The following is a 24,248-nucleotide window of genomic DNA, read 5'->3' on the forward strand; positions in this document are numbered from 1 at the left end:
ATAGGTATAATGTTTACAAAAAAAAACCGCTCTGAATTAACAGAGCGGTTTAATATATTTTATAGTTTTTAAACTATTATTTATCCCACCAAACAGGAGTAGTTACATTACTAACTACAGTTGCATTAGCGTTGTATTGTCTTTCTTCAACTGGAGTTGGAAGTCTTACAGGAATAGTTTTGGTATTAGATGCTTGGTTTGGAACCAAAGCAGGGAATCCAGTTCTTCTGTAATCATTAAATGGCTCCATAGTTAAGAAAAGCGCAATGTATTTTTGTTGAATAATTGTAGCTAAATTAGCAGTTGTAGTCGCAGCAGCTAAGAAAGCTGGAGTTGGAGCAGCACCTGTTACTTTTAAAACTGATGCAGTTACAGCAGCTTGTAAAGCAGGTTTAGCATCTTGTCCAAGTCTAAATCTAGCTTCAGCTTCGATGAATTTAGCTTCAGCATAAGTTACCATTCCTACAGGAGATGCGGCACTTGCATATGCTGGTCCGATATATGAAGTAACAATGTTTGCTTGATCATCTGCAGCGTTTCCTACGTATGTTGGAACTATTGGAGGTGTAGGCTTGTTTTTAGCAATCGAAAATGGTAATCTAGGATCTGCGTTGTTTATTAATTGATCTACAAAGTATTTACCAGTTTTTAAATAATTTGGACGACTTTGCTCAAATGCAAACCATTGGTTAAGACCATTTGAAGTACCTGGAAAAAATGCATTAGCATCATCAGCATTTGATGTAATTCCAGATGCAGTTATTGCATCTAGTGCTTTTTGAGCAGCTCCAGTATCTACTTGAGATAGTCTTAATGCGAATCTAGCTTTTAAAACGTAAGCAATTTTAATCCATTTTTGAGTATCACCACCAAAAACAAAATCATCATCTTCAGGAAGAGTAAGGTTACTTGCTTCTGGTTTTTTTAGATTAACAATAGCTTCATCTAAAATAGACTGTAATCTTTGATAGATTTCTTGCTGCGTATTGTATTTAGGTGATTTAATTCCTTCTTCAGCTCTAAAAGCTTCATCATAAGGAACGTCTCCAAACATATCTGTAGCGTAGCTAAGGTTTAATGCTGTCAATACTTGACCCATACCATTGTAGTATGGATATTGAGCAGCAAAGTCACGAGATAAGATATGACCACTTACTAATGTAGTACCGTAAAGAGTATTCCACTCATTTGTTACGTCATTTTCAGTAACAATATAACGTGCAATAGGTCCCATTTGTCCAACATCTGTACCAGCTAACTGCTGTGTAAAAATACCAGCATTTCTAATTAACCCACTAGTGTGAGTAGAGAAGGTCGAAACTTCCATAGCAGACAACAATAAAGAAGGTGTTGTTTTTATTGGAGAGTTTGGGTTTTCGTTAAAGGTGTCTAATTCTGTCTGGCAGCCTGCTAGTAAACCAATACTAAGTGCAGATAGAATTATACTTTTTATATGTTTTTTCATTTTCATTGTATTTTTAGATTAAAAACCTACTTTTAGGCTCATTATGAATGATTTACTACCTGGATTGTTAAAGTAATCTAATCCATTGATTTTTGATCCGGCACCAGTTAAACTAGTTTCAGGGTCAACACCTTTGTAGTTAGTATCCAGCCATAAGTTTCTTCCTGTGAAAGAGATTTGTGCACTGCTGATTGCAGGGAATTGTTTTACATTAAAATCGTAGCTTAACGTAACATCACGAAGTCTAACCCAGTTAACATCTGTTACTGCTTCTTCAGCAGCTCCACCACCATCTCCTAAGTATTGTTGGAAATAGCTTTTTGCACTAATTGCAGTAGTATTAGGCGTTCCGTCATCTTTAACACCTTCAATTACGTAAGTACGCTCTCTATCTGCAGATTCTTCAGAGATACCAAAGTTATGTAATCTTGCTAATGTACCATTGTACACTACACCACCATGTCTAATATCTAATAAAGCAGATAATGTTACTCTTTTGTATGAGAAAGTATTTCTAATTCCACCTGTCCAGTCCGGAGCAGAGTTTCCTAAGTTTCCTGTTTCATCTGCAATAACAGGTAAACCATTAGAACCAATAATTTTGTTACCATTAGCATCACGAGCCCATTTTGTTCCGAAAAAACTTCCTAAAGGTTGTCCTTTTACTGCATAGTAACCAATAGAATTAAAAGCTGATTCAACAGATACTTCGTCTAATTCTCCTGAAATGTCAATTACTTTGTTTACGTTCTTAGCCCAGTTTAGGTTAATGTTCCATTGAAATGGGTTAGCTTTTTTGAAAATGTCATAACCAAATTCAACTTCAATACCTTTATTTACTAATTCCGCAGCATTTCTGTAATCTATAGCAAAACCTGTAGATTGAGGTAGAGGAACATTGATTAATAAGTCTTTAGAAGTTTTGTAGTACAAGTTGATATCTGCTGTTAAGCGATTTTCAAGAAATTTAGCACTTAATCCAAGATCATGCCCTAACACTCTTTCTGGTTTTAAGTTTTGATTTCCTAATATTCCTGAAGGAGACATTCCATTTATTCCATTATAAGGGAAACTTAAACCATCTGTAAATCCATCAGTCATAAATGGCTGCGCATAAGTACTAATAGTAGAATAAGGTGCTGGAGCAATACCAACTTCACCGTAACCATAGCTAAATTTTACGTAATTAGCCCAGTCAAAAGTATTAGATGCAATCCAAGATGCAGTTCCTGAAGGGAAGATTGCACTGTTTACGTTTGTACCATAAGTTGAAGACCATTCTTTACGAACTGTACCAGCAAGGAAAATTTGATCTTTAATATCGAATTCTACTTGACCGAAAACCGCTCTAGAAATTGTGTTTACTTCACTATTAGAAGCATAAAGTTGAGTTGCATTACTTAAGTTGTATAATCCTCTTACAGCAAGTTCTTTACCTCTAGAGAATACACTTAAGTATTGAGATGAACGTAAGTTAAGACCAGCTGTATAGTTGATCTTTAACCAATCAGTTTTTAATGGAATTAAACCAGTAGCAATTAAATCTCCATAAAATTCTTTGTTTGTAATGCTGTTGAATGCAACTTCACCAATTCCACCTAAATTATCTCCATTAGAAGATATAGCGTAGATTTGTTTACGTGCGTCAGAATAAGCATCAATACCACCTTTGGCAGTTAAGTTTAACCAGTCTGCATGGTTGTAAGTTAAGTAGATGTTACCTAAAACACGATTTACATCACTTGTAGCAGGGTTTTCATTTACGGTGAAATATGGGTTATCATAAGCAGCAACGTAGTTTTTGTTGTTCCCTTCTACATCAATATAATCTCTAAGATCGTAGTTGTTTACAGAACGTAATAAACTTAACATTACACCAGATACATTACTTCCGTTTTGAACTAATGTATTTGTTGTACGTGTATATTGCATACTAGCTCCAGCTTTCCAGCTTTCACTTAATTTTAAATCTCCAACAAGTCTAATTGTATTTCTTTTTAAACCTGTTTCAGGAATCATACCTGTTTGACTTACGTTTCCATAAGAAGCTCTAAATGTTGCTTTGTCATCTCCGCCGTAAAAAGCGATATTGTTGTTGTAAGTAAGACCTTCTTGGAAGAAGTTTCCAACGTTATCATATACAGGAATTCCTAATGACGCTGCACTAGGACCCCAGCTTTGAGGTGATGCTGGGTTAAGATCTACTCCGTTTACACCCTGTACGTATTTAGATTGTCTTGCTGGTAATTGACTTACTTTGTCAATAGCCAAAGATGTTGTGAAATCGATTCCTAAACCTCTTTGAGCTTTACCTTTTTTAGTCGTATAAATAATAACTCCATTTCCAGCTCTAGCACCGTATAATGCTGCTGCTGCTGGTCCTTTAAGGATTGTTACATTTTCGATATCATTAGGGTTGATATCTAATCCTCTGTTTGAGTTGTTAATACCAGATAAGTTTGCATTAAATGGATTATCTCCTGCAGTAGTCTGATCTGTACTGTTGTCAATTGGAATACCATCAACTACAATTAATGGATCTGTTGACCCTGTAATTGTATTTAAACCTCTAATAATAATTTTACTAGATGCTCCAGGAGTTCCTCCAGAACCAATTACTTGTACACCTGCTGCTTTTCCAGCCAATGCCTGAAGTACGTTTTGCTCACCAGATTTAGTGATTTCGTCTGCAGTTACTTTAGATACAGCGTATCCAAGTTTTTTCTCGTCTTTTTTGATACCAAGTGCAGTTACAACCACACCTTCTAATTCTACTGAATCATCTTTTAACTTTACAGCGAGTGATGTTGAAGTAGCTGCTACTTCTTGAGATTTCATCCCGATGTAGCTAAATACCAAGATTTGGCTTGGTGATGCTTTGATAGAGAATTTACCATCAAAGTCAGATTGCGTTCCTGTCTTTGTTCCTTTGATTAATACACTAACACCCGGTAAAGGCATTCCTGAATTATCAGAAACTGTTCCAGAAACAGCTCTTTCTTGCGCGAAAGTAAGTTGCGCAACTAGTACTAATAAAAGTACTAAGAATCCATTGAACTTTAGTTTCATTTTTAAATATTTTGAATTAGTATCGCAAAACTCTTAATAATTCGTTAACTTTCCTAATATAGTTCACTTTTTTTTTAGTTAAATTATGATTTCACAATAAGATATTGTTTTTTTATAGTTAAAAAATGTGCGTAAATCTCATATTCGTAATTTATTGATCTAAATATGACAATAATGAAATATATTCTAATTGTTTAAAATGTTAAATTTTAAGATGTGGTATGTTTAATTGCTGTTTTTTATAACTTTTATACAAAAAAAGCCACCCAAATGAGGGTGGCTTTTTCTTAAAATTGACTTTTATCTAAAATTTATCCCAAAATAACTTGGTTGTTACGTCATCTCCGCCAATGGCAGCACTAGCTGCTGTGTAGCTGGCTTTGTTTAATGATTGTTCTATAATAGGATATGTATAACGTACTGGAATGTCAGAAACTGCATCTGCAGGAGCAACTAAAACTGGAAAATCCAATCTTCTGTAAGTGGAGTATCCTTCAAACGAATTGTTGTAATAGGCAATCCAAGCTTGATTTCCAATTTTTTGTTTCCAATTTGTTCCTGCGGTTGCATATGCTACTGCCGGATTCGCTAAATAGGTAGTTGCTTCAGCTTGAGTTCCTCCCCAATCTAATATTGATGCTGTAATTGCAGCATTATAATGACTGGCCGCATCTGCAGGAGTTCCAAATAAAGATCTTTCGGCAGCCTCTGCTAGTAAAAATTCAGTTCCAGCATAATCTAAAATAGTTCCTGAGAAATCTGGCAATTGCATTGTTGGAGAAATGTGTGTGTAATTTGCGAATGAATTACTACCTCCATTTGTACCACCAATATATTCTACATCTGGTGTACTTTTATCGTCAACATTATTATCGAAATATTTAGAACGTCTTGGATCCTTCAAAGTATTCATTACATTTATTAATGTACTTGTTGGAACAAAATCTGAACGTCCGCTCGCAACTAAATCTACATATAAAGGATTAGTATTTGGAGTTGCAGTTAAATATTTGAAATCAGCGTTGTCATCATTAGAAGTGAAAACAAATGGAGCAGCACTTGCTACAGTTGCTTTTGCTAATGCAGATTCGGTAGTAACGTCTGAAATTGTAATTCCTAATCTTAATTTTAAAGTATTAGCAAATTTAACCCATTTAGCGACATCACCATTATAGATTCTGTCATTACCTCCAAAGCTTGCACCAGAAGGGTTTAAATTTGTAATAGCTTTATTTAATCTTGTAATTAGATCTTTATAGATTGTTAAACCATCATCATACTTAGGCGTTTTATAAGTTAAATTTAACGCTTGAGAATAGGGTACATCTCCAAAAGTCTCTACTAAAATTGCATAAGTGTATACATTTAAAACTTCAATTATCGCAAGCTTATTTTGCTTGTCTAATGGATTTTCTGTCAATCCAAGTGGTGTATCTGTAATGTTTTTTGCACTTTGATCTAAATCTTTAAGTACATCTTTATATAAATACTGCCAATGTTGTTCTGGAATGGTTCTCGTAACTAAGTCATAGTTACTTTCATCCGTATATACAGTTTCTGTCCAATATTGATTAATTAATCTAAAAATATTGTCATTTACATTGGTGCTCACCATTTGATCTACCAAACTTTTTTGTGCACTTGTAAATAGAACTTCGCCAGGGACATTTGCCGGGTCTTTTACGTTTACGTTTAATTTTTCTAAATCATCCGAACAAGACGCTAAGGTTGCTGCGGTTATTAGAATTAAAAATATCTTTTTCATGATTTCTTTTTTTAGAATTGGATTTTAATGTTGAAGCTAATGTCTCTTGTAGATGGTAAAGATCCTGTTGAGTAGCCTTGTAAGTTACCAGCACCTAATCCTGATTCAGGATCTGCATCTGGTAAGTTTTTGTGAATAATCCAAAGGTTGGTTCCAACAATACTGAAAGTCATTCCGTTCATGAAAGTATCTTTAAGAACTTTTTCTGTAAGTGAATATGAAATCGCAGTTTGTCTTAATTTAATGTAGCTTGCATCATATACAAAAGCTTCATCTGGTAATCCTCTTCTGTATCCTTGAGCTCCAAATCGGCTTGCTTCAATTCTTGTTGTATTTGCAGTTCCGTCTGGGTTTACACCTGGATTAATAAATCCACCACTATCACTTCCTGAAGTTAATGGATTTCTAACAGGGTTTCCTAGTTCATTTGTAAAGGCAGTATCATCATATAAACCTGTTGCTAAACCATAGTAACGGTCTAAAGAAAATATTTGTCCTCCTTTTTGCATATCAATTAAGAATTCAAGCGAAAAGTTTTTGTATGTAAATTTATTATTAAGACCTCCAGTCCATTCTGGGTTTGCATTTCCGATTGCATTATCAGAAGTTGAAGTTTTAATATATTGACCATTTGTAGGGTCAACAACTCTTTGTCCGTTTAAGTAAGTATATTGAGTACCGTAAATTACTCCGTAAGGCTGACCAACAGCTGCGTTAATTGTAACTCCACCTTGGAAAGAACCTAATTGTAAGTTATCAATACCATCTAAAAGATTTAATACTTTGTTTCTGTTTCTGGCCCAGTTTAAGTTAACATCCCATGAAAAATTGGCTGTTTTTACTGGTGTACCATTTAAAGAAACCTCAATACCTTTGTTTTCAATTTCTCCTGCATTAATCAATTCATATAAGTAACCAGTTGAAGATGTTAGTCTTAATGGAATAATTTGGTCAATAGAATTAGATTTGTAATAAGAAACGTCTAATCCTAATCTCTTTTTAAAGAATGATAATTCTATACCAGCTTCGTAACTTTTAGTTTTCTCTGGTTTTAGATTTGGATTGTTTTTAGTGTCTTTTACAGATGCAGATCCAGCTCCAATTGCTGTGTTTACTGCATACGTATCTAAGATTCTGTCAAAACCAGGGCTATTTCCAACTTCTGCATAATTAAGTCTTACTTTTCCAAATGAGAACCAATCTGCTTTTATGAATTTTGAAAATACAAAACTTGATGAAACAGAAGGGTAGTAGTAAGAACTATTAGCTTCCGGAAGAGTTGAAGAGTGATCTCTTCTGATAGTTCCTTCTAAAAATAGAAAATCATCATATCCTAAAGAAGCACTTCCGTAAATACCGTCAACTCCTATTGCTTCGTCTCTTTCTATTGGAGCAAGCATCGGAGCGGCTGTGTTTTGTAAAGCATACAATCCAGGAATAGCAAGTCCACCATTCGTTGCAGCCCATATTGAGTTATAGTAACTTCTTCTAACGTTTACACCGACAACTCCTTTTAAATTTAATTTTGTTGTTAAATCTGTATTATAATTTAACATAAAATCATAGTTGTATTCGCTGAAACCAATGTTTCTTCTAGAATATCCAGATGGAGCTGGGTTTCTGTTAAGACTTCCATCGCCTCCGCCAGTACCAATACCAAAGTTTGAAGGTACACTTCCTACGGCTCTTCTTTCTTCTTGAATCTCATCATAAGTATCTACAGACATTCTTCCGTAAGCATCTAACCAGCTTGCAACTTTATAGTTTAAAGATACATTACCAATAAATCTGTTTCTACTGTCTGATTCGTAATTCTCGTAACGTTGGAAATAAGGGTTGTCCCAGAAAATTGGAGTAGAATTTGTAGTCGAGTTAGGGTTCCATGACACGTTTCTTCCAGTTAATTCATAAGCTTGTTTTAAGCCTTTAATGTCAACGTTTGTTTGCCACCATTGTCTAAAGTTACCGGCAATGTTGTCGTTGTATCCTGTAGTATTTCTACCAATTGTACTAGTTCTTGTAAAGTTTCCGTATCCTGCTACAGTTAATTTGTCGTTAATTAGCGTAGATGCGTTTAAAGTAATAGTATTTCTTTTCAAAGTACTGTTAGGTAAAAGACCTTTTTGATCAAGGTTGTTTATTCCTAATCTTAAATAACCGTTTTCAAGTCCTTTGTCTATCGAAACTGAATTTGTTAAAGCCAATGGTTTTTCAAAAAATGTTATAGGGCCATTTTTTGCTGCAATCCATGGAGTAGCTTTCATGTAGTTAGGAGATTCAGGATAAAAAGCATCCCATTGATACACCAATAAATTTGGATCAAAAGCCTGTCCGTATGATGCATCTTCTGTTAATGGAGTTACGTTGTCTAAGACACCGTCTCCATCAATATCCTTGTGATCAAGATACGAATCTTCGTCTGGACCATAATACGGACCATAACCACCACCGTATTGTTTTTGATATTTGATAAAAGTACTTTTATCAACAGAACCCATAGTCACACCAGAGTTTACTGTTATAGAATATCCTTTTCCTTTTTTGTTTCCTTTTTTAGTTGTAATTACAACAACACCGTTTGCTGCTCTAGATCCATATAATGCACTTGCAGCTGATCCTTTAAGTACGTTTATAGATTCAATGTCTTCTGGGTTAATATCAGATGCGGCACTTCCGTAGTCATAACCTGCTCCTGATTGTTCTTGATCTCTTGAGTTTGAATTGTTGTTACTTACCGGAACTCCATCAATTACAAATAAAGCTTGATTGTTTCCAGTCAATGAGGCATTTCCTCTAATTACGATATTAGTAGAACCTCCAAAATTTGTTGTTCTCTTAACTTGTACACCAGAAACTTTACCAGAAATAGAGTTTACAAAGTTGTCACTTTTAACAGCCGATAAACTTTCTCCTTTTACTTCCTGCGTCGCATATCCAAGTGATTTTTTTTCTCTAGATAAACCTAATGCTGTTACAACAACTCCCTCAAGTTGCATTGCATCTCCTGATAATTTGGCATTTACTTGAGATGAGCTTGCTGCTACCTCTTGTGATTTCATGCCAATGTAGCTAAAAATTAAAGTTTGGCTTGGTGTTGCTTTGATGGAATATTTACCATCAAAATCTGTTTGGGTACCGGTTTTTGTGCCTTTAACTAATACACTTACACCCGGTAAAGGCATGCCTGCGTCGTCGGTAACGATTCCCGAGACCGCTCTTTCTTGCGCAAAGGTTAGTTGCGCGATTAGTACTAGTAATAGTACTAAAAATCCATTGAACTTTGGTTTCATATTAACAATTATTTTGAATTAGTATTACTAATCTCATAATAATTTGTTAATGTTCCAACTTTTTAATTAACGATTTTTTAAAATAGATCAAAATTTAACATTATAACAAATGTTTAATATGCTGTTATAATATTTTATTTCCCCGCCATCCGTGCTCCCATTGGCGATTTGTATTTTTAATATGCCATTATTTGTTAGTAGTCCTAATCCTATACCAAAAGATAGTAAATTTCTTATTTTTTTTGAATTTACAAATGCGGTTTGATCTTGAAATAAACCATAATCGATTATAGTGTGCAGGTATAAATTTGAAGCAGTAAGATATCGATATTCAGTTATTAGTAAAGTCGTATTATTTGCTTGTAAACTATTTTCAGAAAAACCTCTTATTGAGTTTAGGCCACCAAATCGGTATAATTCGTTTGATATGTAATTATCGCTTTTTAGGAAATAATTCTGTGAATTAAGAAAAATAAAATTCTTTTCATTCAATTCGAAATTATAAGATAAGTTTAGAGATGTAAAAAATTGCTGGCTTGATTCTGCAGTCTCAGGACTGTTATTAGTATTTCTTTTTCCAAAACCCAAAGTGCCATTTATTGATGCTTTTTTAGGAAACAAATTGTTGTTGTCTAATTTTTTGTATTCGTAAGTTGAAGTAATATAAGAATTGTCAAAATCACTAATCGTTGAGCTGTTAGTGTTTTGAATGTCACTTGATTCGGTAGATTGATATCCTAAATATATTTTCGAATTATAATTGATATAATAACCTAAATCAATTGAAGTTTTAGTATTTTGAAAAGTACTGTCTTGTTTGAAAATATTTAGTTGAGCTTTAATGCCTAATGAAGATTTAAAAATATATGGAATTTCTAATTTCGTATTAAAGGTTTTTTGTTGGTTACCGTCGCTCTTCCAATAAAGAGAAAATTGCTCGCCGGCATGAAGAGTATTTAAAAGAGAAATGTCCAGATATCCATTAAGGGTTAATTTTTTTTCTTCGTCATTAGAAAAACCAATATATCCATCAAAAGTATTTGCTTTTCTTTTTTCTATGTAGACATATATTTTCGTAGAATCAGTAGTAAATAATATTTCAGGATATTTTGTCTGAGTAGCAAATTCAAAACTATTGATGTCTTGGTAAAGTTCTTTTGTAACTTCCTGATTGAAAGTTTTATTTAAATATTTTTTATTCAATTGTTTTAAGTGCCCTTTTGGAAAAAAACTGTTTGGATTTTGATCGGCAGTATTAATAATAATTGAATTTACACTTCGTTTTTTTTCGGATTTAAAATTTAAGTCTGCAAAAATTATTAAATTCTTTCTTCGAATATTTTCAAGTTTAATTTTTGATAAGGCAAAACCCTTTTTTTCTGCATCAATTATTTTTTGATTTAAAAAGTTTTCGACCTTATCGTAATCAATAATTATGGTGTCATTTTGTGTCTTATCAGTATCAAAAAACACATTATTTCTACCTATATATATATATATCTTTTTTGTTCTTTTTTTGAGGTCAATTATTGAGGTATAAGTACTATCGTTTGTTTTGTTAGTTTCTATTATTTTATTGTCAATAAAACCTTTTTTTGATAAAGAAAATGAAGTGTTTTTTATTTCTTCAAATAAAGATTTTAAATTAGGATGTTTAGTTGTATAGTTCAGCGAATCAATAATTTGATTTTCATTAATGTTTGAACCGTTTATTTTTAAATAGAAATTTTGGGCATAAGCAGAAATACTTGTGCAAAAAAGGAATATGTATAAAAGCTGTTTCAAAAGCAATTGTTTCATTTATTAAAAGTATTGCAAATATCTATCGTTTGTTTGTAAAAACATAAGGATAAATAATGTTGTTGAAAATTAATGATTTAACGTTTGTATAGTGAAAAATATTTTATACATTTGCAACCCCGTAAAAAGCGGGAATTTAATAAACATAATAATTTTTAGTATTAATTATGCCAACAATTCAACAATTAGTAAGAACAGGAAGAACTCAGATAACTAAGAAGAGTAAATCGGTTGCTTTAGATTCTTGTCCTCAAAGAAGAGGGGTTTGTACGCGTGTTTACACTACTACACCAAAAAAACCAAACTCTGCAATGCGTAAAGTAGCGCGTGTACGTTTGACAAATGGTAATGAAGTGAATGCTTACATCCCTGGAGAAGGACACAATTTACAAGAGCACTCGATAGTATTAGTTAGAGGTGGAAGGGTAAAAGATTTACCAGGTGTTAGATATCATATCGTTCGTGGAGCGCTTGACACGTCAGGAGTTGCAGGAAGAACGCAAAGAAGATCTAAGTACGGTGCTAAACGCCCAAAAGAAGCAAAAAAGTAATTTAAACTTTTAAGAAAAAGACATGAGAAAAAGAGCGGCAAAGAAAAGACCACTTTTACCAGATCCGAGGTTTAACGACCAATTGGTAACGCGTTTTGTAAACAACTTAATGTGGGACGGTAAGAAATCTACAGCTTTTAAAGTATTTTATGATGCAATTGACATCATCGAATCTAAAAAGCAAGATTCAGAAAAATCTTCATTAGAAATCTGGAAAGATGCTTTAACAAACGTTATGCCTCACGTAGAAGTACGTAGTCGTAGAGTAGGTGGAGCTACATTCCAAATTCCAATGCAAATTAGACCAGACAGAAAAATTTCTATGGCAATGAAGTGGTTAATACTTTATTCAAGAAGAAGAAATGAAAAATCTATGGCACAGCGTTTAGCATCAGAATGTTTAGCTGCTGCTAAAGAAGAAGGTGCTGCTGTTAAGAAAAGAATGGATACTCACAAAATGGCAGAAGCTAACAAAGCTTTCTCTCACTTTAGATTTTAATTCGTAAAGAAATGGCTAGAGATTTAAAATATACAAGAAATATCGGAATTGCTGCTCACATTGATGCTGGTAAAACAACAACAACTGAGCGTATCCTTTTTTATACTGGAAAGTCACACAAAATTGGTGAAGTGCATGATGGTGCTGCAACAATGGACTGGATGGCACAAGAGCAAGAAAGAGGTATTACAATTACATCTGCTGCTACAACTTGTGAGTGGAATTTTCCAACTGAACAAGGAAAAGCATTGCCTGAAACTTTGCCTTACCACTTTAATATCATCGATACCCCAGGGCACGTTGATTTTACGGTAGAGGTAAACCGTTCGCTACGTGTACTTGATGGTCTTGTTTTCTTATTTAGTGCTGTTGATGGTGTTGAGCCACAATCAGAAACTAACTGGAGACTTGCAGATCAATATAGAGTTCCGCGTATGGGATTCGTAAACAAAATGGACCGTCAAGGATCTAACTTTTTGGCAGTATGTCAACAAGTTCGTGATATGTTAAAGTCTAACGCTGTTGCAATCACTTTACCAATTGGTGAAGAGAATGATTTTAAAGGTGTTGTTGATTTAGTAAAAAACCAAGCAATCGTTTGGCATGATGCTACTCAAGGAGCTACTTTTGATATCGTGCCTATCCCTGAGGATATGATTGCAGAAGTAAAAGAATACAGATCGATTCTTATTGAGGCAGTAGCTGATTATGATGAGAATTTGTTGGAGAAATTCATGGAAGATGAAAACTCTATTACTGAAGAAGAAATTAACGTTGCTCTTAGAGCTGCTACAATTGACATGGCTATCATTCCTATGATTGCTGGTTCTTCTTTCAAAAATAAAGGTGTTCAGTTCATGTTAGATGCAGTATGTAAATACTTGCCATCTCCAATGGATAAAGAAGGTATTGAAGGAATTCACCCTGATGATGCTGAATTATTAGAAGAAGATCAAACTAAAATTTTACGTAAGCCAGATGTTAAAGAGCCATTCGCTGCTTTAGCATTTAAAATTGCTACTGACCCATTCGTAGGTCGTTTAGCTTTCTTCCGTGCTTATTCTGGTCGTTTGGACGCAGGTTCTTACGTTTTGAATACACGTTCTGGTAGTAAAGAAAGAATTTCTCGTATTTACCAAATGCACGCTAACAAACAAAATCCAATCGAGTACATCGAAGCTGGAGATATTGGAGCTGCTGTTGGATTTAAAGATATTAAAACTGGAGATACATTGTGTGATGAAAAACACCCAATTATTCTTGAGTCTATGAAATTCCCTGCACCGGTAATTGGTATTGCTATCGAGCCTAAAACAAAAGCTGACGTAGATAAAATGGGTATGGCTTTAGCTAAATTAGCTGAGGAAGATCCAACATTTACAGTTAGAACTGATGAGGCTTCTGGTCAAACAATTATCTCAGGTATGGGTGAGCTTCACTTAGATATCTTAGTAGATCGTATGAAGCGTGAATTTAAAGTTGAAGTAAACCAAGGTGAGCCTCAAGTTGAATACAAAGAAGCTTTTACAAGATCTGCAACACACAGAGAGACTTACAAGAAACAATCTGGAGGTCGTGGTAAATTCGGTGATATCGTATTTACTCTTGAGCCTGCTGATGAAGTTGATGGTAAAATTCCAAAAGGATTACAATTTATCAATGCTGTAAAAGGTGGTAACGTTCCTAAAGAATATATTCCATCTGTAGAAAAAGGTTTCCGTGAAGCTATGAAAACTGGTCCTTTGGCTGGTTATCAGGTGGATAGTTTGAAAGTAACTTTAACAGACGGATCTTTCCACCCTGTGGATTCTGATGCTCTTTCTTTTGAATTAGCTGCTAGAATGGGTTATAGAGAAGTAGCTAAAGCTGCTGGAGCAATTGTTCTTGAGCCAATCATGAAAATGGAAGTTATTACTCCTGAAGAAAACATGGGAGATATCGTAGGTGATATCAACCGTCGTAGAGGTCAGGTTAATGACATGGGTGACAGAAACGGAGCTAAAACTATTAAAGCTGATGTGCCTTTGTCTGAAATGTTTGGTTATGTTACTACATTAAGAACATTATCTTCAGGTAGAGCTACTTCAACAATGGAGTTTTCTCACTATGCAGAAACGCCTTCTAATATTTCAGAAGCGGTAATTAAAAAAGCAAAAGGTAACGCTTAATTCTTAAGAAAATGAGTCAAAAAATCAGAATAAAACTAAAATCTTACGATCACATGTTGGTAGACAAGTCTGCTGAAAAGATCGTAAAAACAGTAAAAACTACTGGAGCAGTTGTAACAGGACCAATTCCGTTGCCAACTCACAAAAAACTTTTCACTGTGTTACGTTCTCCGCACGTTAACAAAAAAGCGAGAGAGCAATTTGAAGTAATGTCATACAAGAGATTGATTGATATTTATTCATCTTCATCTAAAACTATTGACGCTTTAATGAAACTTGAATTGCCAAGTGGAGTTGAAGTTGAAATTAAAGTATAATTTTATTATATTTTTTTATATAAAAAGCGAGACAATTTTGTCTCGCTTTTTTTTATGATTTTAATTTTTCATTTATAAGATATTGAGTTTTCTGATTTTTTGTAAAATTGTTTTTTCTTGCTAAGATGTCTTTGTTTTAGGACGTTGACGGTGTTTTTGAATTTAATTTGTTAAGTGAATGTTAGTGGTTTTGTTGTTTTAAGTTAAGAAGATAATTTTTGCTTTTTAAATAAATAATTTAGAGAATAGGTGTGATTTGATGCTTTGATTTTGATTATGAGCGATTTAATTTTTATAACTGTTTGGTATATTCAATTTTAATATCTACTTTTGCACTCCCTGTTTGGAAATTTCTGTTATTTTCAAATTGAAGGGAATTTTAGTAATTAATAATTAATATTTATGTCTGGGTTAATTGGTAAAAAAATCGGCATGACTAGTATTTTCGACGAAAACGGGAAAAACATTCCTTGTACAGTAATCGAAGCTGGGCCGTGTGTTGTTACCCAAGTCAGAACCAAAGGTGTTGACGGGTACGAAGCGTTGCAACTAGGTTTCGATGACAAAAACGAGAAACATTCTACTAAAGCGGCTTTAGGTCACTTTAAAAAAGCTGGAACTGTTGCTAAGAAAAAAGTCGTTGAATTCCAAGATTTCGCAACTGAACAAAAATTAGGGGATCTTATTGATGTTTCTATTTTTGCTGAAGGAGAATTTGTAGATGTACAAGGTGTATCTAAAGGTAAAGGTTTTCAAGGTGTTGTAAAACGTCACGGTTTTGGTGGTGTTGGTCAAGCAACTCATGGACAACACAACCGTTTAAGAGCGCCAGGTTCTGTGGGAGCTTCTTCATATCCATCTAGAGTATTCAAAGGAATGCGTATGGCTGGAAGAATGGGAGGAGATAATGTAAAAGTACAAAACCTTAGAGTTTTAAAAGTAGTTGCTGAAAAGAACCTACTTGTTATTAAAGGATGTGTTCCTGGACATAAAAACTCTTACGTAATCATTCAGAAGTAATGGAAGTAAAAGTATTAGATTTCAACGGAAAAGATACTGGAAGAAAAGTTCAACTTTCTGATTCAGTATTCGCAATTGAACCAAACAATCACGCAGTATATCTTGATGTTAAGCAATATCTTGCTAATCAAAGACAAGGTACTCACAAAGCTAAAGAAAGAGCTGAGGTAACTGGTAGTACGCGTAAGATTAAAAAACAAAAAGGAACAGGTACTGCTCGTGCGGGAAGTATCAAAAATCCATTGTTTAAAGGTGGTGGAACAATTTTCGGACCAAGACCAAGAAGTTATTCATTCAAATTGAATAAAGGCTTGAAAAGATTGGCAAGAAAATCAGCTTTCTCAATAAAAGCAAAAGAGTCAAATATTATCGTTCTTGAAGACTTTAATTTTGAAGCGCCAAACACTAAAAATTTCATTAACGTTTTGAAAGCTTTAGGGTTAGAAAATAAAAAATCTTTATTTGTGTTGGGAGAGTCGAATAAAAATGTATATTTGTCGTCACGCAATTTAAAGGCTTCTAATGTCGTAACTAGCTCGGAATTAAGCACTTACGCAATATTAAACACTAATAATTTAGTGCTTTTAGAAGGTTCTTTGGAGTTAATTGAAGAAAATTTAAGTAAATAATAGGAATATGAGCATCATTATCAGACCTATAGTAACAGAAAAAGTAACCAAAGAAAGTGAAGTTTTAAACCGCTTCGGATTCGTTGTTGACAAAAAAGCAAACAAAGTACAAATTAAGAAAGCTGTTGAAGCTGCTTATGGAGTAACTATCGTTTCAGTTAACACGATGAACGTAAGACCGGATAGAACTACAAAATACACTAAAAGTGGTTTAATCAGTGGAAAGACGAATGCAATTAAAAAAGCAATTGTTCAAGTACAAGAAGGAGAAACAATTGATTTTTACAACAATATCTAAGATAGAAAAATGTCAGTAAGAAAATTAAAACCTATTACCCCAGGTCAGCGATTTAGAGTTGTGAATGGTTATGACGCCATTACAACTGATAAGCCGGAACGCTCTTTGATAGCGCCGATAAAAAACTCTGGAGGTAGAAATAGTCAAGGAAAGATGACCATGCGTTATACGGGTGGTGGTCACAAGCAGAGATATCGTATTATTGATTTCAAAAGAACTAAAGACGGAATTCCGGCTACTGTGAAATCAATCGAATACGATCCAAATCGTACTGCATTTATCGCTTTATTAGCTTATGCTGATGGTGAGAAAACTTATGTAATTGCTCAAAACGGATTGAAAGTTGGTCAAAAATTAGTTTCTGGTCCAGAATCTCAACCTGAAATTGGTAATACATTGCCTTTAAGCAGAATTCCTCTTGGAACTGTTATATCTTGTATTGAGTTACGTCCAGGACAAGGAGCTGTAATTGCTCGTTCAGCTGGAACTTTTGCTCAGTTAATGGCAAGAGACGGGAAATATGCAACAATTAAAATGCCATCTGGTGAAACAAGATTAATCTTGTTAACTTGTTCGGCTACAATTGGAGCTGTTTCTAACTCTGACCATCAATTAGTTGTATCAGGAAAAGCTGGTAGAACAAGATGGTTAGGAAGAAGACCTAGAACTAGACCAGTAGCGATGAACCCAGTTGATCACCCTATGGGAGGTGGTGAAGGACGTTCTTCTGGAGGGCACCCACGTTCAAGAAACGGAGTACCAGCTAAAGGTTACAGAACTCGTTCTAAGAAAAACCCGAGTAACAAGTATATCGTAGAACGTAGAAAGAAATAATAAGATATGGCACGTTCATTAAAAAAAGGACCTTTCGTTCATTATAAATTAGACAAGAAAGTTCAGGAAAACATTGAAAGCGGAAAAAATGGAGTTGTTAAGACATGGTCTAGAGCTTCTATGATTACTCCAGACTTTGTTGGACAGACTATCGCAGTTCATAACGGTCGTCAATTTGTACCAGTTTACGTAACAGAAAACATGGTAGGTCACAAATTAGGAGAGTTTTCACCAACTAGATCTTTTAGAGGTCATGCTGGAGCAAAAAATAAAGGTAAAAAATAAGAAGCAATGGGAGTTCGTAAAAGAGAAACAGCAGATGCGAGAAAAGAGGCTAATAAGTCTATTGCTTTCGCAAAATTGAATAACTGCCCTACTTCACCTAGAAAAATGCGCTTAGTAGCGGACTTGGTAAGAGGTCAGAAGGTAGAAAGAGCACTTAACATCTTAAGATTCAGTTCTAAAGAAGCTTCAAGAAAATTAGAGAAACTATTATTATCTGCAATCAATAACTGGGAGCAAAAAAATAGTGAAGGTAATTTAGAAGAAGCTGGATTATTTGTTAAAGAGATCAGAGTAGATGGTGGAATGATGTTGAAAAGACTTCGTCCAGCTCCACAAGGTCGTGCACACAGAATAAGAAAACGTTCTAACCACGTAACAATCGTGCTTGGAGCTATCAATAACACACAAAGCAATTCTTAAGCAGCATGGGACAAAAGACAAATCCAATTGGAAATAGACTTGGTATCATCAGAGGGTGGGACTCAAACTGGTATGGTGGAAATGATTACGGTGATAAACTTGCCGAAGATCACAAAATCAGAAAGTACATCCACGCTCGTTTATCAAAAGCTAGTGTATCAAAAGTGATCATCGAGAGAACTTTAAAGCTTGTAACCGTTACTATCACTACTGCTAGACCTGGTATCATTATCGGAAAAGGTGGACAAGAGGTAGACAAGTTAAAAGAGGAACTTAAGAAAGTTACTGACAAAGAGGTTCAAATCAACATCTTTGAAATCAAAAGACCTGAATTAGATGCTTATCTTGTGGCGACAAGCATTGCTCGTCAAATCGAAAGCCGTATTTCTTACAGACGTGCAATCAAAATGGCTATTGCTGCTTCTATGCGTATGAATGCTGAAGGTATCAAAGTTTTGATTTCTGGTCGTTTGAATGGTGCAGAGATGGCACGTTCAGAAGGATTCAAAGAAGGTAGAATTCCTCTATCAACTTTCAGAGCAGACATTGATTATGCTTTGGCTGAAGCTCACACTACTTATGGTAGAATGGGTATCAAAGTATGGATCATGAAAGGTGAAGTTTATGGAAAGAGAGATCTTTCTCCACTTGCAGGAATGGATAAAAAACAATCTGGAACTGGTGGTGGTAAAGGTGGAGATTCTCCAAGAGGAGATAGAAAACCCTTTAATAAAGGTGGTAAACCAGACGCTCGTAAGAGAAAGTAAATTTTTAAACTAAAGAAAAATGTTACAGCCTAAAAGAACAAAATACCGTAAGGTACAAAAAGGTAAAATGAAAGGTAACTCTCAAAGAGGGCATGAACTTTCTAATGGAATGTTTGGTATTAAATCTGTACATGAAGATGGAATGTTCTTAACTTCTCGTCAAATCGAAGCTGCACGTATTGCTGCAACTCGTTTCATGAAGAGAGAAGGACAATTATGGATCAAAATATTTCCAGACAAACCAATTACTAAGAAACCTCTTGAGGTACGTATGGGTAAAGGAAAAGGTGCCGTTGAATATTGGGCTGCCGTTGTTAAACCCGGAAGAATTATGTTTGAAGTTGGAGGAGTTCCTTTATCAGTTGCAAAAGAGGCATTACGTCTTGCAGCTCAAAAGCTTCCAGTAAAAACTAAATTCGTCGTTGCTAGAGATTTCGAAGCATAATTAAATTTATATTATGAAACAATCAGAAATAAAAGATCTTTCTGCAGCGGAGTTGCAAGAAAAACTTAGTCAAACTAAGAAAATATATGCTGACCTAAAAATGGCTCACGCTATTTCTCCAATTGAGAATCCACTTCAAATTAGAAGTGTAAGAAGAACAGTTGCAAGATTGGCTACAGAGTTAACTAAAAGAGAGTTACAATAATTGTATTCTGCTGAAAGATGGAAGAAAAAAGAAATTTAAGAAAAGAAAGAATTGGTGTTGTTACTTCAAATAAAATGGATAAATCTATTGTTATTTCTGAAGTAAGAAGAGTAAAGCACCCATTATACGGTAAGTTCGTGTTGAAAACTAAGAAATACGTTGCACACGACGAAACAAACGACTGTAACATTGGAGATACTGTAAGAATTAGCGAAACGCGTCCTTTAAGTAAAACAAAATGTTGGAGATTAGTTGAAATCTTAGAAAGAGCTAAATAATTATGGTACAACAAGAATCAAGACTAAAAGTAGCAGATAACACGGGAGCAAAAGAAGTTTTAACTATCCGTGTTTTAGGAGGTACCAAAAGAAGGTATGCCTCTGTTGGTGACAAGATTGTAGTTTCTATCAAAGATGCAACTCCAAACGGAAACGTTAAAAAAGGAGCTGTTTCAACTGCAGTTGTTGTACGTACCAAAAAAGAAGTGAGAAGAGCTGATGGTTCTTATATCCGTTTCGATGACAATGCATGTGTTCTTTTGAACGCTGCAGGAGAAATGAGAGGAACTCGTGTTTTTGGTCCGGTAGCAAGAGAACTTCGTGAAAAACAATTCATGAAAATTGTATCATTAGCACCAGAAGTGCTTTAATTCGTTTTAAGATGATAAAGCTAAAAATAAAATCAGGAGACATCGTAAGAGTAATTGCTGGAGACCATAAAGGTGCTGAAGGTAAAGTGTTACGTGTTTACCGTGAGAAAAATAAAGCGATAGTTGAAGGTGTAAACATGGTTTCGAAACATACAAAACCAAGTGCTAAAAACCCTCAAGGTGGTATCGTTAAGAAAGAAGCTTCTATACAAATATCTAACATTTCACTAATTGATCCTAAAACTAAGGAAACAACTAGAGTTGGTATTAGAGTAGAAGGAGATAAGAAAGTAAGATTTTCAAAAAAATCTAATCAAGTACTATAGTAATGGCATATACACCTAGACTAAAAGAAGAATATAAGAGTAGAGTAATCTCTGCTCTTAAAGAAGAGTTCGGATATACAAACGTAATGCAAGTTCCAAAACTTGAAAAAATCGTTTTGAGCCGTGGAGTTGGTGCAGCTGTATCTGATAAAAAACTTATTGACTATGCAGTTGATGAGTTGACTAAGATCACTGGACAAAAAGCAGTATCTACAATTTCAAAGAAAGACGTTGCGTCATTCAAATTGAGAAAAGGGATGCCAATTGGAGCAAAAGTTACTTTACGTGGTGAGAGAATGTATGAGTTTTTAGATAGACTTATTACTTCTGCTTTACCACGCGTTAGAGATTTTAGTGGTATCAAAGCTACTGGTTTCGACGGAAGAGGAAATTACAACCTTGGAGTTTTAGAGCAAATCATTTTCCCTGAAATTGATATTGACAAAGTAAACAAAATTTCAGGAATGGATATCACTTTTGTTACTACTGCAAAAACTGACAAAGAAGCAAAGTCATTATTGGCTGAATTAGGTTTACCTTTTAAAAAGAATTAAGACATGGCTAAAGAATCAATGAAAGCCCGTGAGGTGAAAAGAGAGAAAACGGTAGCTAAGTACGCTGAAAAAAGAAAAGCTTTATTAGAAGCTGGAGATTATGAAGGTCTACAAAAATTACCTAAAAATGCTTCGCCAGTTCGTTTACACAATCGTTGTAAATTAACAGGTAGACCAAGAGGTTATATTCGTCAATTTGGAATTTCACGTGTAACTTTCCGTGAGATGGCTAATAATGGATTAATTCCTGGTGTTAAAAAAGCGTCTTGGTAATCTCGCAATAAGTTATTACTTTTGCAAACCAAAAAATAATTTTAATTGATTAAAGGTTCGGGAGACGAGTGTCTCCCGAAAACCATAATCGCAATCAAATACATATGTATACAGATCCTATTGCAGATTATTTGACTAGAGTTCGTAACGCTGTGGCTGCAAACCACAAAGTTGTTGAAATTCCAGCTTCTAATCTAAAAAAAGAAATAACTAAGATCTTATTTGATCAAGGTTACATCTTAAGTTACAAATTTGAGGACAACACTGTTCAGGGTTCAATCAAAATTGCTTTGAAGTATGATAAAGATACTAAAGAGCCTGTAATTAAAGATATCCAAAGAATTAGTAAACCAGGTTTACGTAAGTATGCTGGTGCTGCCAAATTACCTAGAATCCTTAACGGATTAGGAATTGCTATTGTTTCTACATCAAAAGGTTTGATGACTGGAAAACAAGCTAAGCAATTAAATGTAGGTGGTGAAGTAATTTGTTACGTATACTAATTTTAAACACTAGATAAAGATGTCAAGAATAGGTAAAAGCCCAATTGTAATCACTGCTGGTGTAACTGTAGAAGTTAAAGACGGTATTATTACAGTAAAAGGAAAAAAAGGTCAACTAACTCAGGAGTTTTCGGACGTAACTGTAAAAGTTGAAGGCGATCAAGTTTTAGTTGAAAGATCGTCTGATCATAAAGATCAAAGAGCAAAACACGGATTATACAGATCATTAATCAATAACATGATTCTTGGTGTATCTGAAGGTTTTACAAAAGAACTTGAATTAGTTGGAGTTGGTTATAGAGCTTCAAACCAAGGTCAAAAGTTAGATTTAGCTCTTGGATATTCTCACAATATTGTTTTAGAAATTGCTCCAGAAGTAGTTTTAGAAACAATATCTGAAAAAGGTAAAAACCCTATCGTAAAATTAACATCATTTGACAAACAACTTTTAGGTCAGGTTGCTGCGAAAATCAGAGGTTTCCGTAAGCCTGAGCCATATAAAGGAAAAGGTGTTAAATTTGTGGGTGAAGTATTAAGAAGAAAAGCAGGTAAATCAGCTTAAAAAATAAGATTATGTCATTAACAAAATCTGATAGAAGACAGAGAATTAGATTCAGAATTAGAAAATCGATTAGTGGTTCTGCTACTAACCCAAGACTATCTGTATTTAGAAGTAACAAAGAAATTTATGCTCAACTTATTGATGATGTAAATGGAGTTACTATATTAGCTGCATCTTCAAGAGAAAAAGAAATAGGAAACGGTACTAACGTTGAAATCGCTGCTGCAGTTGGAAAACTTGTTGCAGAGAAAGCGTTAAAAGCTGGAATTGATACCATCACTTTTGATAGAGGTGGATATTTATACCACGGTCGTATTAAATCATTAGCAGAAGGCGCAAGAGCGGCTGGACTTAAATTCTAATATATTATGTCTAAATACAAAAATGTAGAATTGGTAAAACCTAGTGGTCTTGAACTTAAAGATCGTCTGGTAAGTGTTAATCGTGTTACTAAAGTTACAAAAGGTGGTAGAGCTTTCGGTTTTTCTGCTATTGTAGTTGTAGGTGATGAAAATGGAGTAGTTGGTCACGGATTAGGAAAATCTAAAGACGTTTCTGAAGCAATTGCGAAAGCAGTAGAAGATGCTAAGAAAAATTTAGTAAAAATTCCTTTGAACGGACAATCTGTTCCTCACGAACAAAAAGGTAAATTTGGTGGTGCACGTGTATTCTTAATTCCTGCTTCTCATGGTACAGGAGTTATTGCTGGTGGAGCTGTTCGTTCAGTTCTTGAATCAGTAGGTATTCACGATGTATTATCAAAATCTCAAGGATCATCAAATCCTCATAACGTAGTGAAAGCAACTTTTGATGCTTTATTACAAATGAGAAGCGCTCACACTGTTGCAAAACAAAGAGGTGTTTCTTTAGAAAAAGTTTTTAAAGGTTAATTCAAGGAAATTATGGCTAAATTATTAGTAAAACAAGTAAGAAGCAAAATCAACTGTCCTCTTTCTCAAAAAAGAGGTTTGGAAGCTTTAGGTCTACGTAAAATGGGACAAGTTGTAGAGCATGATTCAAACCCTGCTATCCTTGGTATGATAAACAAAGTTAAACACTTAGTTTCTGTAGAAGAAGCTAAATAACAAATACTGTTATGAATTTAAGTAACTTACAACCAGCTGAAGGATCAACGCACAATCAAAATAAAAGATTAGGTAGAGGAGAAGGTTCTGGAAAAGGTGGTACTTCTGCAAGAGGTCACAAAGGAGCAAAATCTCGTTCTGGTTATTCTAAAAAGATTGGTTTTGAAGGAGGGCAAATGCCACTTCAAAGACGTGTGCCTAAGTTTGGTTTCACAAACATCAATCGTAAAGAATACGAAGGTGTTAATTTAGATACGCTTCAATTATTAGTAGACAATGGTGTGATTACTGATTCTGTTTCTATGACAGATTTCGTAGCTAACCGTCTTGCTACCAAAAATGAAATCGTTAAGATTTTAGGTAGAGGAGAATTGAAAGCAAAATTAAAAGTAACTGCCCACAAATTTACTGCTACTGCAAAAGCTGCTATTGAAGCTGCTGGTGGAGAAGCTGTAACTATATAACTTAT

29 protein-coding genes are annotated in these 24,248 nt (G+C 34.5%); 24 read left to right on the top strand and 5 right to left on the bottom strand.

What is annotated here, in order from left to right; translation table 11 throughout:
• Positions 1–76: 76 nt before the first annotated feature.
• The 5 genes from EV144_RS17530 to EV144_RS17550 form a co-directional block, all read right to left on the bottom strand.
• Positions 77–1,465 carry a SusD/RagB family nutrient-binding outer membrane lipoprotein gene (locus tag EV144_RS17530; protein ID WP_166670599.1) on the bottom strand — a complete coding sequence of 463 codons (1,389 nt, stop codon included), beginning with the start codon at positions 1,463–1,465 and terminating at the stop codon, positions 77–79.
• An 18-nt stretch (positions 1,466–1,483) separates the two neighbouring features.
• Positions 1,484–4,534: a SusC/RagA family TonB-linked outer membrane protein gene (locus EV144_RS17535; RefSeq protein ID WP_134150482.1), complete on the bottom strand. Its 3,051-nt coding sequence runs from the start codon at positions 4,532–4,534 to the stop codon at positions 1,484–1,486.
• A gap of 304 nt (positions 4,535–4,838) precedes the next feature.
• The gene (locus tag EV144_RS17540) at positions 4,839–6,299 is read right to left on the bottom strand and encodes a SusD/RagB family nutrient-binding outer membrane lipoprotein (RefSeq protein ID WP_134150483.1); all 1,461 of its coding nucleotides are present in this window, start codon (positions 6,297–6,299) and stop codon (positions 4,839–4,841) included.
• 11 nt (positions 6,300–6,310) lie between these two features.
• Positions 6,311–9,589, bottom strand: a complete 3,279-nt coding sequence (locus EV144_RS17545) for a SusC/RagA family TonB-linked outer membrane protein (protein WP_134150484.1) — start codon at positions 9,587–9,589, stop codon at positions 6,311–6,313.
• An 87-nt stretch (positions 9,590–9,676) separates the two neighbouring features.
• Positions 9,677–11,389 (bottom strand): hypothetical protein, encoded by a 1,713-nt coding sequence (locus tag EV144_RS17550; protein WP_134150485.1) that lies wholly within the window; start codon positions 11,387–11,389, stop codon positions 9,677–9,679.
• Between the two features lie 167 nt (positions 11,390–11,556).
• Between EV144_RS17550 and rpsL the strand changes: the two genes are divergently transcribed.
• From rpsL to rplO, 24 genes are all read left to right on the top strand, one after another.
• Entirely contained in the window at positions 11,557–11,940 is a 384-nt protein-coding gene (rpsL, locus tag EV144_RS17555; RefSeq protein ID WP_007136570.1) for a 30S ribosomal protein S12, read from the top strand.
• A 22-nt stretch (positions 11,941–11,962) separates the two neighbouring features.
• Entirely contained in the window at positions 11,963–12,439 is a 477-nt protein-coding gene (rpsG, locus tag EV144_RS17560) for a 30S ribosomal protein S7 (RefSeq protein ID WP_007803600.1), read from the top strand.
• A gap of 11 nt (positions 12,440–12,450) precedes the next feature.
• On the top strand, positions 12,451–14,607 hold the full coding sequence (gene fusA / locus EV144_RS17565; RefSeq protein WP_134150486.1) for an elongation factor G: 2,157 nt from the start codon (positions 12,451–12,453) through the stop codon (positions 14,605–14,607).
• Between the two features lie 11 nt (positions 14,608–14,618).
• On the top strand, positions 14,619–14,924 hold the full coding sequence (gene rpsJ / locus EV144_RS17570; protein ID WP_007803605.1) for a 30S ribosomal protein S10: 306 nt from the start codon (positions 14,619–14,621) through the stop codon (positions 14,922–14,924).
• Between the two features lie 402 nt (positions 14,925–15,326).
• On the top strand, positions 15,327–15,944 hold the full coding sequence (rplC, locus tag EV144_RS17575; protein WP_007803612.1) for a 50S ribosomal protein L3: 618 nt from the start codon (positions 15,327–15,329) through the stop codon (positions 15,942–15,944).
• On the top strand, positions 15,944–16,573 hold the full coding sequence (gene rplD / locus EV144_RS17580; RefSeq protein ID WP_089055327.1) for a 50S ribosomal protein L4: 630 nt from the start codon (positions 15,944–15,946) through the stop codon (positions 16,571–16,573). The genes rplC and rplD overlap by 1 nt, the downstream gene beginning before the upstream one ends.
• A 7-nt stretch (positions 16,574–16,580) precedes the next feature.
• Complete coding sequence (gene rplW, locus EV144_RS17585; RefSeq protein ID WP_017495018.1) at positions 16,581–16,871, top strand: 50S ribosomal protein L23; 291 nt, start codon at positions 16,581–16,583, stop codon at positions 16,869–16,871.
• Positions 16,872–16,880: 9 nt separating this feature from the next.
• On the top strand, positions 16,881–17,705 hold the full coding sequence (rplB, locus tag EV144_RS17590) for a 50S ribosomal protein L2 (protein ID WP_133525530.1): 825 nt from the start codon (positions 16,881–16,883) through the stop codon (positions 17,703–17,705).
• Positions 17,706–17,711: 6 nt separating this feature from the next.
• Positions 17,712–17,990, top strand: a complete 279-nt coding sequence (gene rpsS / locus EV144_RS17595; protein WP_031456039.1) for a 30S ribosomal protein S19 — start codon at positions 17,712–17,714, stop codon at positions 17,988–17,990.
• Positions 17,991–17,996: 6 nt separating this feature from the next.
• A complete protein-coding gene (gene rplV / locus EV144_RS17600; RefSeq protein ID WP_007803631.1) occupies positions 17,997–18,410 on the top strand; it encodes a 50S ribosomal protein L22 in 414 nt (137 codons plus the stop codon).
• A 5-nt stretch (positions 18,411–18,415) separates the two neighbouring features.
• On the top strand, positions 18,416–19,177 hold the full coding sequence (rpsC, locus tag EV144_RS17605; RefSeq protein ID WP_007803635.1) for a 30S ribosomal protein S3: 762 nt from the start codon (positions 18,416–18,418) through the stop codon (positions 19,175–19,177).
• A gap of 19 nt (positions 19,178–19,196) precedes the next feature.
• A complete protein-coding gene (gene rplP / locus EV144_RS17610; RefSeq protein ID WP_007803637.1) occupies positions 19,197–19,622 on the top strand; it encodes a 50S ribosomal protein L16 in 426 nt (141 codons plus the stop codon).
• Positions 19,623–19,635: 13 nt separating this feature from the next.
• Positions 19,636–19,827 (top strand): 50S ribosomal protein L29, encoded by a 192-nt coding sequence (gene rpmC, locus EV144_RS17615; RefSeq protein ID WP_007803639.1) that lies wholly within the window; start codon positions 19,636–19,638, stop codon positions 19,825–19,827.
• Between the two features lie 17 nt (positions 19,828–19,844).
• The gene (rpsQ, locus tag EV144_RS17620; protein WP_089055326.1) at positions 19,845–20,105 is read left to right on the top strand and encodes a 30S ribosomal protein S17; all 261 of its coding nucleotides are present in this window, start codon (positions 19,845–19,847) and stop codon (positions 20,103–20,105) included.
• Between the two features lie 2 nt (positions 20,106–20,107).
• Positions 20,108–20,476: a 50S ribosomal protein L14 gene (gene rplN, locus EV144_RS17625; RefSeq protein ID WP_007803649.1), complete on the top strand. Its 369-nt coding sequence runs from the start codon at positions 20,108–20,110 to the stop codon at positions 20,474–20,476.
• 11 nt (positions 20,477–20,487) lie between these two features.
• A complete protein-coding gene (gene rplX, locus EV144_RS17630) occupies positions 20,488–20,802 on the top strand; it encodes a 50S ribosomal protein L24 (protein ID WP_007803650.1) in 315 nt (104 codons plus the stop codon).
• A 2-nt stretch (positions 20,803–20,804) separates the two neighbouring features.
• Positions 20,805–21,356 carry a 50S ribosomal protein L5 gene (gene rplE / locus EV144_RS17635; RefSeq protein WP_017495015.1) on the top strand — a complete coding sequence of 184 codons (552 nt, stop codon included), beginning with the start codon at positions 20,805–20,807 and terminating at the stop codon, positions 21,354–21,356.
• Positions 21,357–21,359: 3 nt separating this feature from the next.
• On the top strand, positions 21,360–21,629 hold the full coding sequence (gene rpsN / locus EV144_RS17640; RefSeq protein WP_031456037.1) for a 30S ribosomal protein S14: 270 nt from the start codon (positions 21,360–21,362) through the stop codon (positions 21,627–21,629).
• A gap of 104 nt (positions 21,630–21,733) precedes the next feature.
• Positions 21,734–22,132 (top strand): 30S ribosomal protein S8, encoded by a 399-nt coding sequence (gene rpsH, locus EV144_RS17645; RefSeq protein ID WP_007803657.1) that lies wholly within the window; start codon positions 21,734–21,736, stop codon positions 22,130–22,132.
• A gap of 19 nt (positions 22,133–22,151) precedes the next feature.
• Positions 22,152–22,694: a 50S ribosomal protein L6 gene (rplF, locus tag EV144_RS17650; RefSeq protein WP_134150487.1), complete on the top strand. Its 543-nt coding sequence runs from the start codon at positions 22,152–22,154 to the stop codon at positions 22,692–22,694.
• Positions 22,695–22,705: 11 nt separating this feature from the next.
• Positions 22,706–23,056, top strand: a complete 351-nt coding sequence (gene rplR, locus EV144_RS17655) for a 50S ribosomal protein L18 (RefSeq protein ID WP_134150488.1) — start codon at positions 22,706–22,708, stop codon at positions 23,054–23,056.
• Between the two features lie 3 nt (positions 23,057–23,059).
• A complete protein-coding gene (rpsE, locus tag EV144_RS17660; protein WP_085950926.1) occupies positions 23,060–23,584 on the top strand; it encodes a 30S ribosomal protein S5 in 525 nt (174 codons plus the stop codon).
• Positions 23,585–23,596: 12 nt separating this feature from the next.
• The gene (gene rpmD / locus EV144_RS17665; RefSeq protein ID WP_017495010.1) at positions 23,597–23,779 is read left to right on the top strand and encodes a 50S ribosomal protein L30; all 183 of its coding nucleotides are present in this window, start codon (positions 23,597–23,599) and stop codon (positions 23,777–23,779) included.
• Between the two features lie 11 nt (positions 23,780–23,790).
• Positions 23,791–24,243 carry a 50S ribosomal protein L15 gene (rplO, locus tag EV144_RS17670; protein ID WP_017495009.1) on the top strand — a complete coding sequence of 151 codons (453 nt, stop codon included), beginning with the start codon at positions 23,791–23,793 and terminating at the stop codon, positions 24,241–24,243.
• The last annotated feature ends 5 nt before the right edge of the window (positions 24,244–24,248 follow it).

The organism is Flavobacterium sp. 270 (assembly GCF_004368785.1).
Classification (GTDB): Bacteria; Bacteroidota; Bacteroidia; order Flavobacteriales; family Flavobacteriaceae; genus Flavobacterium.

Excerpts from the sequence above, each read along its gene's own strand:
- rplW (WP_017495018.1), top strand. The coding sequence starts at position 16,581 with ATGAGCATCATTATCAGACCTATAGTAACAGAAAAAGTAACCAAAGAA.
- rplR (WP_134150488.1), top strand. The coding sequence starts at position 22,706 with ATGTCATTAACAAAATCTGATAGAAGACAGAGAATTAGATTCAGAATT.
- rpsG (WP_007803600.1), top strand. The coding sequence starts at position 11,963 with ATGAGAAAAAGAGCGGCAAAGAAAAGACCACTTTTACCAGATCCGAGG.
- rpsH (WP_007803657.1), top strand. The coding sequence starts at position 21,734 with ATGTATACAGATCCTATTGCAGATTATTTGACTAGAGTTCGTAACGCT.
- rpsS (WP_031456039.1), top strand. The coding sequence starts at position 17,712 with ATGGCACGTTCATTAAAAAAAGGACCTTTCGTTCATTATAAATTAGAC.
- EV144_RS17540 (WP_134150483.1), bottom strand. The coding sequence starts at position 6,299 with ATGAAAAAGATATTTTTAATTCTAATAACCGCAGCAACCTTAGCGTCT.
- rpsC (WP_007803635.1), top strand. The coding sequence starts at position 18,416 with ATGGGACAAAAGACAAATCCAATTGGAAATAGACTTGGTATCATCAGA.
- fusA (WP_134150486.1), top strand. The coding sequence starts at position 12,451 with ATGGCTAGAGATTTAAAATATACAAGAAATATCGGAATTGCTGCTCAC.
- rplX (WP_007803650.1), top strand. The coding sequence starts at position 20,488 with ATGATAAAGCTAAAAATAAAATCAGGAGACATCGTAAGAGTAATTGCT.
- rpmD (WP_017495010.1), top strand. The coding sequence starts at position 23,597 with ATGGCTAAATTATTAGTAAAACAAGTAAGAAGCAAAATCAACTGTCCT.
- rplD (WP_089055327.1), top strand. The coding sequence starts at position 15,944 with ATGGAAGTAAAAGTATTAGATTTCAACGGAAAAGATACTGGAAGAAAA.
- rplV (WP_007803631.1), top strand. The coding sequence starts at position 17,997 with ATGGGAGTTCGTAAAAGAGAAACAGCAGATGCGAGAAAAGAGGCTAAT.
- rpsQ (WP_089055326.1), top strand. The coding sequence starts at position 19,845 with ATGGAAGAAAAAAGAAATTTAAGAAAAGAAAGAATTGGTGTTGTTACT.
- rplO (WP_017495009.1), top strand. The coding sequence starts at position 23,791 with ATGAATTTAAGTAACTTACAACCAGCTGAAGGATCAACGCACAATCAA.
- rplN (WP_007803649.1), top strand. The coding sequence starts at position 20,108 with ATGGTACAACAAGAATCAAGACTAAAAGTAGCAGATAACACGGGAGCA.
- rplB (WP_133525530.1), top strand. The coding sequence starts at position 16,881 with ATGTCAGTAAGAAAATTAAAACCTATTACCCCAGGTCAGCGATTTAGA.
- rpsN (WP_031456037.1), top strand. The coding sequence starts at position 21,360 with ATGGCTAAAGAATCAATGAAAGCCCGTGAGGTGAAAAGAGAGAAAACG.
- rplC (WP_007803612.1), top strand. The coding sequence starts at position 15,327 with ATGTCTGGGTTAATTGGTAAAAAAATCGGCATGACTAGTATTTTCGAC.
- EV144_RS17530 (WP_166670599.1), bottom strand. The coding sequence starts at position 1,465 with ATGAAAAAACATATAAAAAGTATAATTCTATCTGCACTTAGTATTGGT.
- rplP (WP_007803637.1), top strand. The coding sequence starts at position 19,197 with ATGTTACAGCCTAAAAGAACAAAATACCGTAAGGTACAAAAAGGTAAA.
- rpmC (WP_007803639.1), top strand. The coding sequence starts at position 19,636 with ATGAAACAATCAGAAATAAAAGATCTTTCTGCAGCGGAGTTGCAAGAA.
- rplF (WP_134150487.1), top strand. The coding sequence starts at position 22,152 with ATGTCAAGAATAGGTAAAAGCCCAATTGTAATCACTGCTGGTGTAACT.
- rplE (WP_017495015.1), top strand. The coding sequence starts at position 20,805 with ATGGCATATACACCTAGACTAAAAGAAGAATATAAGAGTAGAGTAATC.
- EV144_RS17545 (WP_134150484.1), bottom strand. The coding sequence starts at position 9,589 with ATGAAACCAAAGTTCAATGGATTTTTAGTACTATTACTAGTACTAATC.
- rpsJ (WP_007803605.1), top strand. The coding sequence starts at position 14,619 with ATGAGTCAAAAAATCAGAATAAAACTAAAATCTTACGATCACATGTTG.
- EV144_RS17535 (WP_134150482.1), bottom strand. The coding sequence starts at position 4,534 with ATGAAACTAAAGTTCAATGGATTCTTAGTACTTTTATTAGTACTAGTT.
- EV144_RS17550 (WP_134150485.1), bottom strand. The coding sequence starts at position 11,389 with ATGAAACAATTGCTTTTGAAACAGCTTTTATACATATTCCTTTTTTGC.
- rpsL (WP_007136570.1), top strand. The coding sequence starts at position 11,557 with ATGCCAACAATTCAACAATTAGTAAGAACAGGAAGAACTCAGATAACT.